Below are 16,983 nucleotides of genomic sequence, written 5' to 3' on the forward strand. Positions count from 1 at the left end.
TCATCTGGGGTTCTGACCTGCGGTGATGAGCATCCAGACTGCGGTGGTGATGGTGGTGAGGCGGTGCGGGCAGCCGCGGTAGCGGCGTAGGACTTGCCAGGCCTTCAACAGGGCGTTGGCGCGTTCGCCGCGGGCTCGCAGGCGGGCTTGGGCCGCGTTGACGGCTCTCTCGTTCGCCGAGAGGGTCCGGCGTTGGAAGTGGCCGGTCGTGCGGTGGCGGTGGACGGCGCGGATCGGGGTGGTGACTCCTGGCGCCGATGCCGGTGTATCCCTTGTCCGCGAGGACGAGCAGGCCCTGGGCGGTCAGGGGCGCCAGGGCGTCGGGGACGTGGTGCTGCCGGGCGGCGCGGACATCGTGGCAGGCGCCCGGGACCGCTGGGGAGCACCACACGAGGTCACCTCGCCCGGAGGCGAGGACCTGCACGTTCATGCCGTGGCGGTGTGTCTTGCCGCTGTAGTGGGCCCGGTCGGCGCCCTTGGGTCTGGTCCGCACGCGGTCGGTCCCCGGTCACGGTGCCGCCCCTGGATCAGGTAGGCCTTCGACCGTGCCCGCTCCAAGGCGTCGTCGAGGGTGGGGGCCATGCCGGCGAGCACCTGACAGGCCTCGACCACGTACCGGTAGACCGTGGCGGTGCCGATACCGAAGCCGGCCGCCGGCGCGGTGTACGTGTGGTTGTCGTGGCTGGTGGGCCAGGACCAGCAGCGCCTGCCGTGCCGGTGACAGCGCACGCCAGGGCGTCCTCAGCCGGGTCCGGTGCTCGGCCAGCGCGGTCGCGAGCATCTGGTGGGCGGTGGTGGACACGGGCAGCCCGACGGGATAGACAAGCACAGCGAAGCTCCTGGCACAGCGGACGATCTAGTCAATCCCCGCTCCTACCAGGAGCTTCGCCCCACCCCACGCCACCACGCCGCCCACCCAACACCCTGCCAGCCAGGATGAAAAAGGCTCAGGGCCCGGTCTGCCGTGTCGTGCGACGCCGGCACGGTTCCCGCCGCGCCGCCCATGTCGGCCTCGGAGGGCTGACGGGTCTCCACAGCCTGACCCTCGGCGTCGTGGCCGGTCCGGGCACGTGACCAGCCGGAGCGCCGCTCCTGCCGTACGAGGAGCGCAGCGCCCGGCGGCGGCTGTCTCCCACCTCGTAGGGCCCGTCGCCCGGGTTCACCCCATGTCCACCGCCGGATCACCTGTCGCGTCGATTGCGGACACCCTGCCCCGACGGGACCCGCCCCGGGGTGAACAATCTGGCTCATGACGGATCACCGACGCTCCGACGCCCCGCTCAACCTCCCCACCGGACCCGCGGCGGTCGCCGCGATCGCCGACGAGGCGGTCGAGGTGGCCCGCCGCTGGGCGCGCGCCACGGCCAAGGGCGCGACCCGCTCCGAGCGGGCCACGTCCGCCCAGCTCGGGGCCCTGCTCCGGGACGAGACCGGGCTCGACCTGGCGGTCACCTTCGTCGACGAGGTCGCCCGGCCGGAGGACCCCTACGTCGCCGCCAAGGTGCTGTCCACCATCACGGCCTCCGACGCGGGCTCCTTCCTCGGCCCGGTGGACCGCTCGCTGCTCGGCCTCGGTGCCCGGGTCGCGCCGCTCGCCCCGCCGGTCGTGGTGTCGATCGCGCGCAAGCGGCTGCGCCAGATCGTCGGCCACCTGGTGGCGGACGCCACCGACCCCGGCCTGGCCCGTCACCTGGCGGCCGCCCGGGCCGAGGGCTTCCGGCTCAACGTCAACCTGCTCGGCGAGGCCGTCCTCGGCGAGCAGGAGGCCGCGAGCCGCACCGAGCGCACCCGGGCCCTGCTCGCCCGCCCGGACGTGGACTACGTCTCGATCAAGGTGTCCTCGCTGGTCAGCCAGATCTCCACGTGGGACACCGAGGGCACCGTCGAGCGGGTGCTGGAGCGCCTGCGGCCGCTCTACCGCACCGCCGCGCACAAGCAGCCCAAGGCCTTCGTCAACCTCGACATGGAGGAGTACAAGGACCTCGACCTCACCATGGAGGTCTTCGAGCGGATGCTGCGCGAGGAGGAGTTCCACGACCTGGAGGCGGGCATCGTGCTGCAGGCCTACCTGCCGGACGCGATCCCGGCGCTGGAGCGGCTGATCCGGTTCGCGCAGGAGCGGCACGCGGCCGGGCACGCGGGCATCAAGATCCGCGTCGTCAAGGGCGCCAACCTCGCGATGGAGCGCGCCGAGGCCGAGGTCCACGGGTGGGAGCAGGCGCCATACCCCACCAAGGAGGACGTGGACGCCAACTACCTGTCCTTCGTGGAGCGGGCGCTGCGCCCCGACGCCACCGAGGTCATGCGTCTGGGCGTCGCCTCGCACAACCTCTTCGACACCGCCGTCGCCTACCTGCTGGCCCGGCAGCGGGGCTGCCTGGACGCCCTCGACGTGGAGATGCTGCAGGGGATGGCCCCCAGCCAGGCCCGCGCGGTCAGGGAGGACGTCGGCTCGGTCCTGCTCTACACCCCCGTCGTCGCCCCCGAGGACTTCGACGTCGCGGTGAGCTATCTCATCCGACGCCTGGAGGAGAACGCCCAGCCTCAGAACTTCCTGCACGCGATGTTCGCCGCCGACCCCCAGGCGGGCGCCAAGGGCCGGGGCCGGTCCGGCCCGGACTCCGGCAGCCACGACGCGATGGCCGACCAGGAGCGCCGGTTCCGCGAGTCGGTGGCCGCAATGGCCACGACCCCGATCGGTCCGCGCCGCACCCCGGAGCGGGCGGCGATCACGGACCGCTTCGACAACACCGCCGACTCCGACCCGGCCCTGCCCGCGGTGCGCGAGTGGGCCCGCCGGGCAGTGACCGCCGACCCTGCCCCGCTCACCTCCCCGGTGCTGGAGTCCGCCGCCGACGTGGACGCCGTGGTGGCCCGCGCAGTCGCCGCAGCCCCCGCGTGGGCCGGCCGCTCCGCCCGGGGCCGCGCCGACGTCCTGCGCGAGGCCGCCCGCCGCCTCGAGGCGCGACGCGGCGAGCTGATCACCGTCATGGCCGCCGAGGGCGGCAAGACCGTCGCCGAGGGCGACCCCGAGGTCAGCGAGGCCGTCGACTTCGCCCGCTACTACGCCGACCGGGCCCTGGAGCTCGACCTCGGGGCGTCGGCGCACACCGACGGGTCGACCTTCACCCCCGACCGCGTCGTCCTGGTCACCCCGCCGTGGAACTTCCCGGTGGCCATCCCCATCGGCGGAGTCCTCGCCGCCCTGGCCGCCGGCGCCGCCGTGATCATCAAGCCCGCCGCCCCCACGACCGGCTGCGTCGAGGTCGCCGCCGCCGCCCTGTGGGAGGCGGGGGTGCCCCGCGAGGCGCTCCAGGTGGTCCGCTGCGACGAGGGCGACGTGGGCCAGGCGCTCGTCGCGCACCGCGACGTGGACACCGTGGTCCTCACCGGAGCCACCGAGACGGCCGAGCTGTTCGCCGGGTGGCGGGCCCAGCACCCGGCCGGTCCCCGGGTGTATGGCGAGACCTCCGGCAAGAACGCCCTGGTCATCACCCCCGCCGCCGACCTCGACCTGGCGGCGGCCGACCTGGTGCGCAGCGCCTTCGGGCACGCCGGTCAGAAGTGCTCCGCCGCCTCCCTCGGCATCCTCGTCGGCTCGGTCGGCCGCTCCGAGCGCTTCCGCCACCAGCTCGTCGACGCGGTGCGCTCGCTGCGCGTCGGGTGGCCGCAGGACCTGGGCGCCACCATGGGCCCGGTCATCGAGCCCCCCTCGGACAAGCTGCTGCGAGCGCTCACCACGCTGGAGCCCGGGGAGACCTGGCTGGTCGAGCCCAAGCAGCTCGACACCACGGGTCGGCTCTGGTCGCCGGGCGTCAAGGACGGTGTGCGGCCCGGCTCGTTCTTCCACCTCACCGAGGTCTTCGGGCCGGTGCTCGGGCTGATGCGGGCCCGCACCCTGCAGGAGGCCACCGAGCTGCAGGACGCCACGGCATACGGCCTCACCGGGGGCCTGCACTCCCTGGACGCCGACGAGATCGCCTGGTGGACCGACCACGTCCAGGTCGGCAACGCCTACGTCAACCGGCACACCACCGGGGCGATCGTGCGGCGCCAGAGCTTCGGCGGGTGGAAGGGCTCGGTGGTGGGCCCCGGCGCCAAGGCCGGCGGTCCCAACTACGTCGCGCTGCTGGGCCGCTGGGCCGAGGAGGCGCTGCCCACCCAGGGCACCACGCCCGCCCCGCGCGTGCGCGCCCTCGTGGATCGGCTCGCGCCGCTCGTGCCCGCCGTCGACCGGCCCCGGCTGGAGGCCGCGCTGCGGTCGGACGCCCAGGCCTGGCGCAGCGACCTCGGGATCGAACACGACGAGAGCGCGCTGTCGGTGGAGGCCAACGTCTTCCGCTACCGCCCGCACCCCGAGGTGCTCGTCCGGCTCGAGGAGGGGGCCCGCTCCGCCGACCTGGTCCGGCTGCTGGCCGCCGCCGCGCTGGCCGGCTCCCATGCCACCGTGTCGGTCGACCCCGCCGTCGCCGGCTGGTGGGAGGCGCTGGCCACCGGGTCCGGGGAGGCCCGGCAGGCGGCCGACGACCTGCGGGACGTCGTGCGGGTCGAGGACCGGGCTGCCTTCGTGGCCCGGGTCGGCGAGGCCGGACCCACCCGGGTCCGGGTCGTCGGTCAGGAGCAGCCCCTCGTGCGTGAGCTGGCCGGCTCCCCGGCCACCCTGCTCACCGGCCCGGTGCTCGCCAACGGCCGCCGCGAGCTGCTGACCTTCCTGCGCGAGCAGGCGATCAGCCGCACGCTGCACCGCTACGGCCACGTGGCCCCAGACCTGGCCCGCTGAGCGTCCGGCGCCCCTCCCCACCGGGGACTCGGACGCCCGAGTCCCCGGCGGTGACTCACCCGCCCGTGGCTCACCTGGTGGTGGCCCGAGCGCGCCTGGCCCATCTGCCCACCCGCCCCGGGACGGTCCGGGTGAGCTACGGTCGAGCCATGCCTGACGACGACGTCCGACGTCCCCCACGGTCCTGGGCCAGCCGCCTCGGCGAGGGCCTGGTCATGACCATCTCCTTGCTGGTCCTGCGCTTGGTGATGCGGGGGCTGGGGCTGCTGCACGAGCCCTTCCTGGAGACGCTGACGCAGGCCGTGCTCTTCGGGGCGCTGTGGGTGGCCATCGCCTGGTCCTGGGACCGGATCCGCACCCGCAGAGACCGCGCGTGAGCGGGCCCGGCCCGGCCGGCTCACGCGGCCCGGCGGCGGCACCCGGGCGGACCACCCGCCTGCTGGGTCCGGACGACGCCGCGGCCTCCGCCCGGCTGGGGTCCGAGGCCTTCGGCTATCCAGACCCTGGCCCCGACGAGCAGCTGCCCGACCCGGGCCGCGGCGGCCGGACCTGGGTGGGCACCGTCGAGGGGGACGACCTGGTGGCGCGCGCCTGCGCGCTGCCCTACCGCACCTGGTGGGGCGGTCGCGAGGTCCCCACGGCCGGGGTCGCCAGCGTGGCGGTCCGGCTGGAGGAGCGGGGCGCCGGCAGCCTGGCACCCGTCCTCGACCAGCTGCACGACCGGGCCCGCGAGCGGGGCGACGTCCTGTCGTTGCTGTTCCCCACCGCACCCGCGATCTACCGCCGCTTCGGCTACGAGACGGTGACGTCCTACGACCAGGTCGAGCTGCTCACCCGCGAGCTGCAGGACGCGCGCACCGTCGCCTCGACCGACCAGGTGCGACTGCGGCGGGCGGGTGCGGGTGACTACGACGTGGTGCGCGCGGTCTACACCGCCTGGGCGAGCGCCCAGGACGGGCCGCTGACCCGCACCGGCGCGCTCTTCGCCGCCGACGGGGCGACCTTCCTGGAGCGGCTGGAGGGTGCCCGGGTCACCCTCGCCGAGGAGCACGGCCAGGTCACCGGCTATGCCATCTGGCGGCGCACGGACGGCTACCACGGCGGCACGACCCAGGTCGAGGACCTGGTGGCGACGAGCCCCGGGGCGTATGCCGTGCTCCTGCGCCACCTCGGCACCAGCCATCACGTCGCGCCGCGCACCACCCTGTGGACCAGCGGCGCCGACGTCGTGCGGACCTTCCTGCCCGGCACGACCTGGCGCGGGATCGACTGCCGGCCGGCCATGCTCGCGGTGCTCGACGTGGTGGGTGCTCTCGAGGCGCGCGGCTACCCCGAGCACCTGCGCGCCGACCTGGCCTTCGCGGTGACCGGCCCCGAGCCGGTGGCCGGGAGCTACGTGCTGCGGGTGGCGGCGGGTCGCGCCCGATGCACCCGGACGGAGCAGCCGGCCGGGCGGGACGGCATACGCACCCTGGACCCGCGTGGGCTGGCCCTGGCCTTTGCCGGGGCCCAGCCGTCGTCCGCCCAGCGGGCGACCGGCCTGCTCTCCGGCCCTACCGGCGACGACGAGCGGTGGGACGCCCTCGGCGGGGGCCGCCAGGTGCACGTCCGCGACTACTTCTGACCCTCACCCGACGTCCGGACAGGTCGACCCAAAGTGGCGACGACCCTGCGAAACGGCATAAACACATAGTGAATTCGTTTGCGTGAAACCTGGCAATTGACCCACCCGAGGGTTACCGTCGACCCCACCGGTACGATGGGGATCCTCCGCCCACCGGCGCCCCCAGGACCTCCCCCAGCGGCCACGGCCGCCAGCACCCGCAGGACTGACATGACCCGTCTGCTCACCCGCCGCTCCCTGACGGCGACCTTCGCCCTCGCCCTCGCCACCGGCGGCGTCGTCGCCGGTCAGGCTCAGGCCGCCTCCTCCTTCGGCACCTGGGACGCGATCGTCGCCCTGGACAACTGCTCCGGCTCGGTCGTCCGCTTCCCCGGCGCCGCCGACACCGACAAGGCCGTGGTGATGACCAACGGCCACTGCCTGCCGCAGATGCCGGACCCCAACACCTACGTCTACGACAAGGCCGCCAACCGCACCGTCACCATCCTGGGCGGCGAGGACGCGCACAAGGTCACCACGCTCAGCCTGGACCGGATCCTGTACGCCACGATGACCGGCACCGACGTGGCGCTCTACCGCAGCACGGTGACCTACGCCCAGCTCAAGCAGAGCTCCGGCGTCACGGCCCGCCCCATGCTCACCACGCACCCGGTCGACCGCACCGCGCTGTCCATCCCCTCGGGCTACTGGAAGAAGGAGTACCGCTGCTCCATCAACGGCTTCGTGCCGCACCTGAAGGAGGAGGGCTACGTCTGGGACGACTCGATCCGCTACAGCGCCGGCTGCTCGACCCCGCACGGCTCCTCGGGCTCCCCGATCATCGACCGCAGCACGGGCACGGTCATCGGCATCAACAACACCGGCAACGACGACGGTGAGCGGTGCACGATGAACAACCCCTGCGAGGTGGACGCTGCCGGCAACATCACGGTGCACAAGGGCCAGTCCTACGCCGAGCAGACCTACCAGATCAACGCGTGCTGGGAGAACGGTCGGGTCAACCTGGCCAAGGCCGGCTGCACCCTGTATGGCGCCACGGGCTCCCCCACGCCTGCCCCGACGCCGACCGCGACGCCCACGGCCACGCCGACGAGCACCCCCACGGCCACGCCCACCGCCACGCCGACCAGCACCCCCACCGTGACGCCGACCACGACGCCGACGAGCACGCCCACGGCCACGCCGACCTCCCAGCCCGGCGGTGACGTGATCGTCAACGGCGACTTCGAGAAGGGCCACACCGGGTGGACCGGTTCCAACGGTGTGATCATCGACAACTCCGGCCGCAAGGCCCACTCCGGCACCTGGAAGATGTGGCTCGGCGGCAACGGCATCACCGCGTCGGAGTACGAGCAGCAGACCTTCACCGTCCCCGCCGGTGGCGCCACGCTCACCTACTGGATCGCCATCGACACCGCCGAGACCAGCTCCTACAGCAAGTACGACAAGGCCACCGTGTCGGTCAACGGCACCACGGTCGCGTCCTACTCCAACCTGGACAAGACCAACGGCTACGTCCAGAAGTCCGTCGACCTGACCAGCTACGCCGGCAAGTCGGTCACGCTCAAGTTCGCCGCCACGGAGGACTCCGTCCACCAGACCTCCTTCGTCGTCGACGACGTGGCCCTGGCCGGTCGCTGACCAGACCCACGCCGAGGGGCGGGTGACGATCTCTCGTCACCCGCCCTTCGGCATACCCCCGAGCGTCCTCGCACCTGCCCCGCCTGGGCGGGTCAGCGGGTCGGGTGCCGGACAGTCTGGCCGAGGACGATCTCGGCGACCTCGGGAGCGTGCTGCACCGGCAGCCCGTGCCGGGCACCCCGCAGCACCACGAGCTCGGCCCCCGGGATCCGCTCGACGAGCAGCTCGGCGTTGCGCACCGGATTGATCCGGTCGGCGTCGCCGTGGACGACGACGGTGGGCGCGGTGATCCGGGGCAAGGACTCCCAGGAGTCGTGCCCGTGCGAGGCCCGGAAGTGCAGGCCTCGCTGCGCGGACCGGGTCGTGGTGGCCGCGTCGACCTCCTCCACGACGTCGTGGTGGGCGCCGAGCCAGGCCGGGGTGTAGTTGAGCAGCGCCATCTCGAGGGGATCGCAGCGGGCCAGGGTCGCGTCCACCGACTCGTCGCGCGGGGCGCCCATGCGGTCCCCGGGGGAGGTGCACAGCAGGGTGAGCGACGCGACCCGCATCGGGTGGTTGACGGCCAGCCACTGGGCGATGCGTCCGCCCATGGAGTGCCCCACGACGTGCGCGCGGGCCACGCCGAGCACGTCGAGCAGGGCGGCCGCGTCGTCGGCGAAGGAGCCCGTGGTCGGCGGATCGCGCCGGTCCATGTCGTCGGAGTCGCCGGTGCCGCGCTGGTCCAGGGCGAGGGACTCGACCCGGCCGGCGAGCTCGCGCACCAGGGGACCCCACAGCCGGTGGTCCTGGCTCATGCCCGGCACGAGCAGCACCGGCTCGCCTGCTCCCGTGCGGTCCACCGCGAGGTGAGATCCGTCGGGGAGAGCGAGCCGGTGCATGGTCATGCGCCCAGTGTGCTCCGTCAGGGAGCGATGGTCGTCGGCGGGGCACCGGAGCTCTCCTGGACGGTCACCACCCCGGTGTCCATGGACCAGACCAGGGACCCGTGGCCGCTGCTGGAGACGATGTTGACCCCCTTCGACGTCCAGGCGCTCATCGCGCCGGCCCACTCGCCCGGCACGTCGTAGCTCTTGACCACCCGACCGGGGTTGCCCGCGTCGTAGACCTGGATCCGCTCTCCGCCATCCTGGACGGCGACCGCGAGGTAACGCCCGTTGGGGCTCAGCTCGTAGCCGCGGATGCTGCCGCCCGCGCCCGCGTCGACGACCAGGCTGGACGAGCGGCTCGGGTCGACCCGCAGGAGCATCCCGCGGTTGGGGCTGCCGCTGCTGCCGACGAGGGCGAAGTAACCCCCGGCGCCCGGGGTGCCGGACAGCTTGGTGGTGGCGCCGTCCGGGAGGGCGACCGGGCCGTAGGGCGTGGTGAAGGTCGGGCCGGTGGGCTCCCCGGAGTCGGTGGGGCGCGGGGTGTCGCCGGCCGGTGCCGTCGTGGTGGTGGTGGTCTCGGTGGCCGGGTCGGTCGCCGTGGCCGTGGGGTCCCCGGTGGACTCGGTGGGGGACGGCTCCGCCACGACCGTCGACGAGGACGTGGGCCGGCGCCGGCTGGTCGGGACGTCCGTCGGGCTGGGCGCCGTCGTGGTCGTCGTGGCCGTCGGCCGGGGCATCGCCCGCTGGCTGGCCGAGGAGGTGCTCGCCGGCACCACCGTGTCGTCCTGCTGGCCCATCCGCGGCACCAGGAGCGCCGCGCCGGCCACGAGCACCAGGGAGGCCGCGGCCCCGCCGATGGCGGTGGCGCGGCGGCGCCGCCGCACCACCCGGCCACGCTCGACCACCCACTCGCCCAGGTCGGGCGCGGGGTGGACGTCGTCCACGTGCCGGTCCAGCGAGCGCTGGATCAGCTGTCCGATCTCGTCGTCGCGCACGACGTCACTTCCTCTCGCTGCCCGCGGCCGCGGGTCGTCCCGCTGCCGTGTCGTCGGGCAGCACCTTGCGCAGGTTGGCCAGCCCTCGTGAGAGCTGGCTCTTCACCGTGCCGAGCGAGCACCCCATGATGTCTGCGATCTCCGCCTCCGGGAGGTCCTCGTAGAACCGGAGCACGAGCACCGTGCGCTGTCGGGGCCCGAGCGTCTGCAACAGAGCCCACATCCCGTCCCGCTCGTCGATGTCGTGCCGGTCCTCGACGACCCGGTCCGGTGTCGTCTCGGTTGCGAACTCACGACGCCCGACCTTGCGCCACACCGAGATGTTGGTGCGGGTCAAGGCCGTGCGCGTGTATGCCTCGACGGACCCTCGGTCCGCGATCTTGTGCCACGACAGGTAGACCTTCACCAGGGTGTTCTGGAGCAGGTCCTCGGCCGAGGCATGATCTCCGGTCAGCAGGTAGGCATAACGCAGCAACGCTGCGGAGCGTGCGGTCACGAAGGCCGTGAACTCCTCATCGCGCTCGTCCATGCGGTCCGTCTCCTCCCCGAGAGGGCTGACACCGCTGACGACGCGGGTGCCTCGGCAAAGGTTGCACGCCCCCTCGGAACCGGTTCAACCGGCCTCCCCCGACGCCGGTCGGACCGTGCCGGGGACGACGGGTTGGTCACGATATGCACAACGTTCGTCTCACCGGGTCCACTTTGGTGCGCGATGCATGCAGGGGCCCGGCTAATCTCCCGGACATGAGCACCGCTGCCACGCCCCACCACGACCGACGTCCGCTCGTGGTCATGGAGCGCGTCAACAAGCACTACGGCGCCCTGCACGTCCTGCAGGACATCGACCTGACGATCCACGAGGGCGAGGTCGTCGTGCTGATCGGCCCCTCCGGGTCGGGCAAGTCCACGCTCTGCCGCACCATCAACCGCCTGGAGACCGTCGAGTCGGGCACCATCACCATCGACGGCCAGCCCCTGCCCGAGGAGGGCAAGGCGCTCGCGCAGCTGCGCTCGGACGTGGGCATGGTCTTCCAGTCCTTCAACCTCTTCGCCCACAAGACGATCCTGGACAACGTCACGCTCGGCCCGATCAAGGTCCGCGGGGTGGCCAAGGCCGAGGCCGAGACCCGGGCACGGCAGCTGCTCGACCGGGTCGGCGTGGGTCACCAGGCCGACAAGTATCCCGCGCAGCTGTCCGGCGGCCAGCAGCAGCGCGTCGCCATCGCCCGGTCCCTCGCCATGGACCCCAAGGTCATGCTCTTCGACGAGCCCACCTCGGCGCTCGACCCCGAGATGATCAACGAGGTCCTCGACGTGATGACCGAGCTGGCCCGCAGCGGTATGACGATGATCGTGGTCACCCACGAGATGGGCTTCGCCCGGCGCGCCGCCGACCGGGTCGTCTTCATGGCCGACGGCCAGATCGTCGAGCAGGCCACCCCCGAGGAGTTCTTCACCAACCCTCGCTCCGACCGCGCCAAGGACTTCCTCGGCAAGATCCTCACCCACTGAGCACGGCGCCCGCCGCGCTCCCACCGACCTCCCGTCCGCGGCTCCCCGGGCCCCATCCCCGGGAGCCGCACCCCTCCTCCCGAGGCCGGCGACCGTCGCCATACCTCGAACACCCATCAAGGAGATCCCATGACGATCCGTCGCACCCTCTCCGCCGGCGCCGCCGTGGCGCTGGCCGCCTCCCTCGCCGCCTGCGGCAGCTCCGGCGACTCCCAGACCAGCTCGGGCACCGGCGCGGCCGGCGGCTCCGGCGGCTCCGGCGGCTCCGGCGGCTCCGGCGGCTCCGGCGACACCATCAAGGTCGGCATCAAGTTCGACCAGCCCGGCATGGGCCTCAAGGAGGGCGCCAGCTACTCGGGCATGGACGTCGACCTGGCGAAGTACATCGCCAAGGAGCTCGGCAGGACGCCCGAGTTCGTCGAGGCCGTGTCCGCGCAGCGCGAGCAGATGCTCCAGGCGGGCAAGGTGTCCTACGTCGTCGGGACCTACTCGATCACCGACAGGCGCAAGGAGAAGGTCGACTTCGCCGGGCCCTACCTCGTGGCCGGCCAGGACCTGCTCGTCCGCTCCGACGACACCACCATCACCGGCCCGGACACCCTCGCCGGCAAGAAGCTCTGCTCGGTCAAGGGCTCCACCTCGGCCACGAAGATCAAGGACAAGTACCCGCAGGTCCAGCTGCAGGAGTACGACACCTACTCCAAGTGCGCCGAGGCCCTCGCCAGCGGCTCCGTCGACGCGCTCACCACCGACAACACCATCCTCGCGGGCTACGCCGCGCAGAAGCAGTACCAGGGCAAGCTCAAGGTCGTCGGCAAGACCTTCTCCGAGGAGAGCTACGGCGTCGGCCTCAAGAAGGGCGACACCGCCCTGTGCACGCAGATCACCACGGCCATCGACAAGTACGTCTCCTCCGGCGCGTGGCAGAAGTCGATCGACGCCAACCTCGGCTCGGGCTTCGCCATCGACACGACGAAGAACCCGCCCAAGCCCGCCGCCTGCGCCTGATCATGCTCGACCTGTTCCGGGAGTTCGACATCCTGGGCGCCTTCTGGATGACCATCACCCTCACGGTCCTGTCCGGCATCGGTGCCCTGATCATCGGGACGATCCTGGCGATCTTCCGCCTGTCCCCCGTCCCGATGCTGCGCTTCCTCGGCGCGCTCTACGTCGACGTGGTCCGCAACACCCCGCTCACGCTGATCGCGGTGTTCTGCAGCCTCGGCCTGGTGGCCCAGCTCGGCTTCCACCTGGCCGACCCGCGTTCGGCGACCTTCATCAAGGACAACAACATCCGGATCGGGGTGGCGGCGCTGTCGGTCTACACCGCGGCCTTCGTGTGCGAGGCGCTGCGGTCGGGCGTCAACACGGTGCCGGTGGGGCAGGCCGAGGCCGCCCGCTCCCTGGGGCTGGGCTTCCGGCAGACCCTCGGCGAGATCGTGCTGCCGCAGGCCTTCCGGGCCGCCCTGGTGCCGCTGGGCAACACCCTCATCGCGCTGACCAAGAACACCACCGTCCTGTCGGTCATCGGCGTCGCGGAGATCTCCTACCTGCAGGCGCAGGTCATCGAGGACCGCCCGGACGTGATGTTCACCTTCTTCGCGATCGTGGCGCTGGGCTTCGTCATGCTCACGCTGCCGACGGGCCTGCTCTTCACCTGGCTGTCCCGCCGCCTGGCGGTGCACCGATGAGCGCCTCGGTCCTGTTCGACGCCCCCGGGCCCCGCGCCCGCCGCACCCAGCGGATCGTCGCGGCGGTCCTGCTGCTCGCGGCCCTGGCCCTGGGGGCCTGGGTGCTGACGACCTTCGCCGCCAAGGGCCAGCTGGACCCGGCGAGGTGGCGCCCGCTGCTGTGGACCGACGTGTGGTCGGAGTACCTCCTGCCCGGCATCCTCGGCACCCTGAAGGCCGCGGCCCTGTCGATCCTCACCGCCGGCGTCGTCGGCCTGCTCCTGGGCGTCGGGCGTCTGTCGCACGTCGCTCCCGTCCGGTGGCTGGCGAGCACGGTCGTCGAGCTCTTCCGCGCCGTGCCGGTGCTCGTGATGATGCTGTTCGCCTACGCGCTCTACCTCACGACGGGGTGGTTCGGCGGGCAGGAGTCCCTCGCGGGCGTCGTCACCGGCCTGACGGTCTACAACGGCGCGGTGATCGCCGAGCTGCTGCGCTCCGGCGTGGAGAACCTCCCGAAGGGGCAGCGGGAGGCCGGCCTGTCGATCGGGCTCACCCAGGGCCAGACGCTGCGCTCGGTGCTGCTGCCGCAGGCGCTGACCGCGATGCTCCCGTCCCTGGTGTCGCAGCTGGTCGTGGTGCTCAAGGACACCGCGCTCGGCTACGTCATCCTCTATGAGGAGCTGCTGCGCAAGGCCGACCAGATCGGCTCCTGGCAGGGCAACGTGGTGCCCGCGATCATCTTCGTGGCGCTGATCTACATCGCCATGAACGTCTCGCTCACCTCGCTGGCCCACCTGGTCGAGCGGCGGCTGCGCCGGTCCGGGCACACCGCCGGTCTCGCGCCGCAGGCCACCCCCGAGGAGATCGAGGCGCACAGCACCGACGCCCTGGAGGGCTCGGTCGCCCGCTGACCTGCCCGCCCGGCGCGAAGCCCCACCACCGTCCTGCGGGGTGGGGCTTCGCGCTGCCTGCGGCGGTATGCCGCGCCTGCGGCGAGCGGGGAGCAGGGCCTGCAGCGAGCGGCGCCTGCGGGGAAGGCCTGCCGACATACGGCCGCGGGCTCAGGCGGGTGCGTCGACCTCGACCACGCACCAGGGCAGCAGGTGCTGGACGATCGGGCCGATGGTGACGGCATAGAGCACCGTGCCGAGCCCGACGCCACCGCCCAGCAACCACCCGGCGGCGAGGACGGTCACCTCGATCGTGGTGCGCACCACCCGCATCGACCAGCCGTAGCGGTGGGCGAGGCCGGTCATCAGCCCGTCGCGCGGCCCCGGGCCCAGCTGCGCGCCGATGTAGAGCGCCCCGGCGAGACCGTTGAGCACGATCCCGCCCAGCAGGAGCGCCGCCCGCAGCCACAGCGCCGACGGCTCGGCCAGGACGTGCAGGGCGGCGTCGGTGGCCACGCCGATCCACACGGTGTTGGCGACGGTGCCCAGGCCCGGCCACTGGCGCAGCGGGATCCACGCGAGGAGCACCAGCACCCCGGTCGCGACGACGATCTGCCCGATCGACAGGGGCAGGTGCAGCGCCACGCCGACGTGGAAGACGTCCCAGGGATCCAGGCCGAGCGCGCCGCGGATGATCATGGCCATCGACGCGCCGTAGACCGTCAGCCCGGCGAAGAGCTGCGTCAGCCGTCTCGGCAGGCGACCTGCCCGCAGCTGCTGCGCCGGGGTCATGGGGGTGAGGGCGCGCCGGGTCGTCATACGGCCATCGTCGCCCAGGGCGCCCCGGCGCCGTCGCCACGTCCATCCCGCCCGCCTCTCCGAGGCGGGGGTGTCGTCGTCAGAGCGGGAGCACCTCGAGGTGATAGGTCAGCGTGTGCGAGTCGCCGGGCGCGAGGGTGATCTCGTCGGCCATGGCGTTGCCGCCCTCGACGCACACCATGGTCCGCCAGGCCTCGGGCCCCATGTCGCCCAGCGAGGCGGACAGCTCGTCCCAGGGGTTCCAGACGACGGTGGAGGCCGATCCGGTCTTGGTCACCCGCAGCCGCCGCCCGAGCACCGGGTCGACCACGGTCACCGGGCCGGCGGAGCGGAACACCCGGTCGGTCTCGCGGGTGAGGCGCAGCTCGCCGTCCTGGCGGTGGCTGCGGCCCTGGTCGGTCTTGTCGACGTAGGTCGCGCCGGCCAGGCCCTCGACGGTGATCTCGCGGGCGTCGCCGACGGTGAGGTAGGCGTGCAACGCCTCCTCGTAGGTCAGCTCCTGCGCACCCGTGTTGCGCACGGTGAAGGTCAGCTCCAGCCGGGCGCCGGCGCGGACGTCGTACGTCGCCTCGAGGTCCTGGACGCCGAGCTCGGCGCCGGTGATGGCGTAGGTCGCGTGGCCGGGCTCGATCGTCGTGGACCGCCAGGGGGTGGTGCGCGCGGGTCCGTGGGTGGGCGTGCGGTCGCCGGTGCGCCCGGGTCCGAACCACGGGAAGCAGATCGGCACCCCGCCCCGGATGCCCTTGCCCTCCTCGAGCCGCACCTGCGGGCTGGCCCACAGGACGGGCGCCTGCCCCTGGGGCGCCCAGGTGAGCAGGTGCGCTCCCTGGTCGTGGATGGTGGCGGTCGCCTCGGGGCCGGAGATGTCGTGGACAGGCAGCGTGGTCATGCCCAGACCGTATGCCGCGCCGCTGCGCGGCGACACCCCGCCTCCCCGTTCCGGGGCCGTGGGGTCGCCGCTGCGGGTCGCCGTCAGGGGTCGAGGCCGGTGCGGGGATCAGGGGAGATCGCCGTGGTGGTCAGGGGCGCCAGGTCGGGGTGGTCAGGGGGTGAGCGCCGCCGGGTCGAGGCCCGCCGACAGCAGCGCCTGCTCCGCGGGGCCGGGCAGGACGCGCAGCACGGCGGGCAGCGTGCGATGGCGGTTGACGACGCCCACGACGGCGACGGCGGCGGCGGGGCTGAGGTAGGCCACCTGGGTCAGGTCGAGCAGGTGGAGCCGCTGCGGGCGGCGGATCTCGCCGAGCAGGCGCCGCAGCTCGGAGCCGACCGTCAGCGCGGCGACGGCGTCGACCTGCCCGGTGAGGGCGAGCACCACGTGGCCGTCGACCAGGGTGCTGCGCACCTGCCCGGGCTCGACCGGCGCGTCGGCCGACTCGGCCCGGACGGCGGGCACCTCGTCGGCGCGGGGGTCGAGGGCGCGGGACAGGTGGGCGTCCAGGTCGGCCGCAGCGGCGGGGCGGCCGGTCGTGCCGTGGGCGACGCGGGTCGCGAGCACGCGGACGCGGGTGTTGGTGCGCTGGGAGTAGGCGCCCAGCAGGGCGAAGGCGGCGTCCGCGTCGAGGCCGTAGCCCGCCATCAGGACCCCCTTGGCCTGCTCGATCGCGGCCCGGGCGTCGACGACCTCCTGCAGCTGGGCGGTGACCGCGGCGGCGACGGCCTCGTGGAGGGTGGCCACGAGGTCCACGAAGGCCCCGCGGACGCGGGTGATCCGGCCCTCCTCGTCGAGCTCGCCGACCCCGACGGCAAGCACCGCGACCTGCTCGTCACCGCGGACCAGGACGCGCCGGTGGGCGAAGGCCCCCCGCTCCCGCAGGCCTCGCGCCGCCCGCTCGACGAGATCTCCGTCGCTGTCGAGGCGTCCGGCGTCGAGGACGGCGGCCGGGTCCGCGGACGTGCCGGGGTCGACCCCGTGCAGGTGGTAGACCTCCGGGGTCAGGTGCCAGGTGAGCTGCTCCGGACGCTCGGGGTCGGGCACCTCCAGGTGCCACCACGCGGTGGGAGGGCTCGGGAACTCGCTCACGTCGCTCACATCCAGCTCGTTGCCAGGCGGGGGCCAGGAGGGCCACGACCGCACGGTGCATCGCTGGGGTCTGAACGACGCGACCCAGGCTGACCGAGCCTGGGCGGACGCCCATGATAGGCACGGCCGCACACCGCTGAACAACGAAGCACTCCGCGGCGTCACG

General features: G+C 73.1%; 14 protein-coding genes and 1 pseudogene. 8 read left to right on the forward strand and 7 right to left on the reverse strand.

Features of this window, described 5'->3' with window-relative positions; translation table 11 throughout:
• Positions 1 to 829, reverse strand: a pseudogene (locus MM438_RS14800) (transposase family protein).
• Between the two features lie 420 nt (positions 830 to 1,249).
• Here MM438_RS14800 and MM438_RS14805 point away from each other — a divergent pair.
• The 4 genes from MM438_RS14805 (at position 1,250) to MM438_RS14820 (ending at position 8,045) form a co-directional block, all read left to right on the forward strand.
• The gene (locus tag MM438_RS14805) at positions 1,250 to 4,780 is read left to right on the forward strand and encodes a proline dehydrogenase family protein (protein ID WP_241454110.1); all 3,531 of its coding nucleotides are present in this window, start codon (positions 1,250 to 1,252) and stop codon (positions 4,778 to 4,780) included.
• 149 nt (positions 4,781 to 4,929) lie between these two features.
• Positions 4,930 to 5,157 carry a hypothetical protein gene (locus MM438_RS14810; protein WP_241454111.1) on the forward strand — a complete coding sequence of 76 codons (228 nt, stop codon included), beginning with the start codon at positions 4,930 to 4,932 and terminating at the stop codon, positions 5,155 to 5,157.
• Entirely contained in the window at positions 5,154 to 6,404 is a 1,251-nt protein-coding gene (locus tag MM438_RS14815) for a GNAT family N-acetyltransferase (RefSeq protein ID WP_241454112.1), read from the forward strand. The genes MM438_RS14810 and MM438_RS14815 overlap by 4 nt, the downstream gene beginning before the upstream one ends.
• 210 nt (positions 6,405 to 6,614) lie before the next feature.
• Entirely contained in the window at positions 6,615 to 8,045 is a 1,431-nt protein-coding gene (locus tag MM438_RS14820; RefSeq protein WP_241454115.1) for a trypsin-like peptidase domain-containing protein, read from the forward strand.
• 92 nt (positions 8,046 to 8,137) lie between these two features.
• On the opposite strand, the gene MM438_RS14825 is transcribed toward MM438_RS14820, so the two are convergent.
• The 3 genes from MM438_RS14825 to MM438_RS14835 are packed head-to-tail and all read right to left on the reverse strand — an operon-like array spanning position 8,138 to position 10,435.
• Complete coding sequence (locus MM438_RS14825) at positions 8,138 to 8,929, reverse strand: alpha/beta fold hydrolase (protein ID WP_241454118.1); 792 nt, start codon at positions 8,927 to 8,929, stop codon at positions 8,138 to 8,140.
• 17 nt (positions 8,930 to 8,946) lie between these two features.
• Positions 8,947 to 9,906 (reverse strand): WD40 repeat domain-containing protein, encoded by a 960-nt coding sequence (locus MM438_RS14830; RefSeq protein ID WP_241454120.1) that lies wholly within the window; start codon positions 9,904 to 9,906, stop codon positions 8,947 to 8,949.
• 4 nt (positions 9,907 to 9,910) lie between these two features.
• Positions 9,911 to 10,435: a SigE family RNA polymerase sigma factor gene (locus MM438_RS14835; protein ID WP_241454122.1), complete on the reverse strand. Its 525-nt coding sequence runs from the start codon at positions 10,433 to 10,435 to the stop codon at positions 9,911 to 9,913.
• A 263-nt stretch (positions 10,436 to 10,698) separates the two neighbouring features.
• Between MM438_RS14835 and MM438_RS14840 the strand changes: the two genes are divergently transcribed.
• From MM438_RS14840 to MM438_RS14855, 4 genes are all read left to right on the forward strand, one after another.
• Positions 10,699 to 11,418 carry an amino acid ABC transporter ATP-binding protein gene (locus MM438_RS14840; RefSeq protein ID WP_407568320.1) on the forward strand — a complete coding sequence of 240 codons (720 nt, stop codon included), beginning with the start codon at positions 10,699 to 10,701 and terminating at the stop codon, positions 11,416 to 11,418.
• Between the two features lie 129 nt (positions 11,419 to 11,547).
• Entirely contained in the window at positions 11,548 to 12,426 is an 879-nt protein-coding gene (locus MM438_RS14845; RefSeq protein ID WP_241454125.1) for a glutamate ABC transporter substrate-binding protein, read from the forward strand.
• A gap of 2 nt (positions 12,427 to 12,428) precedes the next feature.
• Positions 12,429 to 13,109, forward strand: a complete 681-nt coding sequence (locus MM438_RS14850) for an amino acid ABC transporter permease (protein WP_241454126.1) — start codon at positions 12,429 to 12,431, stop codon at positions 13,107 to 13,109.
• Positions 13,106 to 13,999: an amino acid ABC transporter permease gene (locus MM438_RS14855; protein ID WP_241454129.1), complete on the forward strand. Its 894-nt coding sequence runs from the start codon at positions 13,106 to 13,108 to the stop codon at positions 13,997 to 13,999. The genes MM438_RS14850 and MM438_RS14855 overlap by 4 nt, the downstream gene beginning before the upstream one ends.
• Positions 14,000 to 14,149: 150 nt before the next feature.
• Here MM438_RS14855 and yczE read toward each other — a convergent pair whose 3' ends face one another.
• From yczE to MM438_RS14870, 3 genes are all read right to left on the reverse strand, one after another.
• The gene (gene yczE, locus MM438_RS14860) at positions 14,150 to 14,797 is read right to left on the reverse strand and encodes a membrane protein YczE (RefSeq protein ID WP_241454131.1); all 648 of its coding nucleotides are present in this window, start codon (positions 14,795 to 14,797) and stop codon (positions 14,150 to 14,152) included.
• Between the two features lie 79 nt (positions 14,798 to 14,876).
• The gene (locus MM438_RS14865) at positions 14,877 to 15,686 is read right to left on the reverse strand and encodes a D-hexose-6-phosphate mutarotase (RefSeq protein ID WP_241454133.1); all 810 of its coding nucleotides are present in this window, start codon (positions 15,684 to 15,686) and stop codon (positions 14,877 to 14,879) included.
• A 153-nt stretch (positions 15,687 to 15,839) separates the two neighbouring features.
• Positions 15,840 to 16,826, reverse strand: a complete 987-nt coding sequence (locus MM438_RS14870; protein WP_241454134.1) for an ANTAR domain-containing protein — start codon at positions 16,824 to 16,826, stop codon at positions 15,840 to 15,842.
• Positions 16,827 to 16,983 lie beyond the last annotated feature (157 nt).

The sequence above is a fragment of the Arsenicicoccus dermatophilus genome (assembly GCF_022568795.1).
Lineage (GTDB): Bacteria > Actinomycetota > Actinomycetes > Actinomycetales > Dermatophilaceae > Arsenicicoccus > Arsenicicoccus dermatophilus.

Coding starts and splice junctions, on each gene's coding strand:
- MM438_RS14805 (WP_241454110.1), top strand. CDS start 1,250: ATGACGGATCACCGACGCTCCGACGCCCCGCTCAACCTCCCCACCGGA.
- MM438_RS14810 (WP_241454111.1), top strand. CDS start 4,930: ATGCCTGACGACGACGTCCGACGTCCCCCACGGTCCTGGGCCAGCCGC.
- MM438_RS14820 (WP_241454115.1), top strand. CDS start 6,615: ATGACCCGTCTGCTCACCCGCCGCTCCCTGACGGCGACCTTCGCCCTC.
- MM438_RS14825 (WP_241454118.1), bottom strand. CDS start 8,929: ATGACCATGCACCGGCTCGCTCTCCCCGACGGATCTCACCTCGCGGTG.
- MM438_RS14835 (WP_241454122.1), bottom strand. CDS start 10,435: ATGGACGAGCGCGATGAGGAGTTCACGGCCTTCGTGACCGCACGCTCC.
- MM438_RS14840 (WP_407568320.1), top strand. CDS start 10,699: ATGGAGCGCGTCAACAAGCACTACGGCGCCCTGCACGTCCTGCAGGAC.
- MM438_RS14845 (WP_241454125.1), top strand. CDS start 11,548: ATGACGATCCGTCGCACCCTCTCCGCCGGCGCCGCCGTGGCGCTGGCC.
- MM438_RS14850 (WP_241454126.1), top strand. CDS start 12,429: ATGCTCGACCTGTTCCGGGAGTTCGACATCCTGGGCGCCTTCTGGATG.
- MM438_RS14855 (WP_241454129.1), top strand. CDS start 13,106: ATGAGCGCCTCGGTCCTGTTCGACGCCCCCGGGCCCCGCGCCCGCCGC.
- yczE (WP_241454131.1), bottom strand. CDS start 14,797: ATGACGACCCGGCGCGCCCTCACCCCCATGACCCCGGCGCAGCAGCTG.
- MM438_RS14865 (WP_241454133.1), bottom strand. CDS start 15,686: ATGACCACGCTGCCTGTCCACGACATCTCCGGCCCCGAGGCGACCGCC.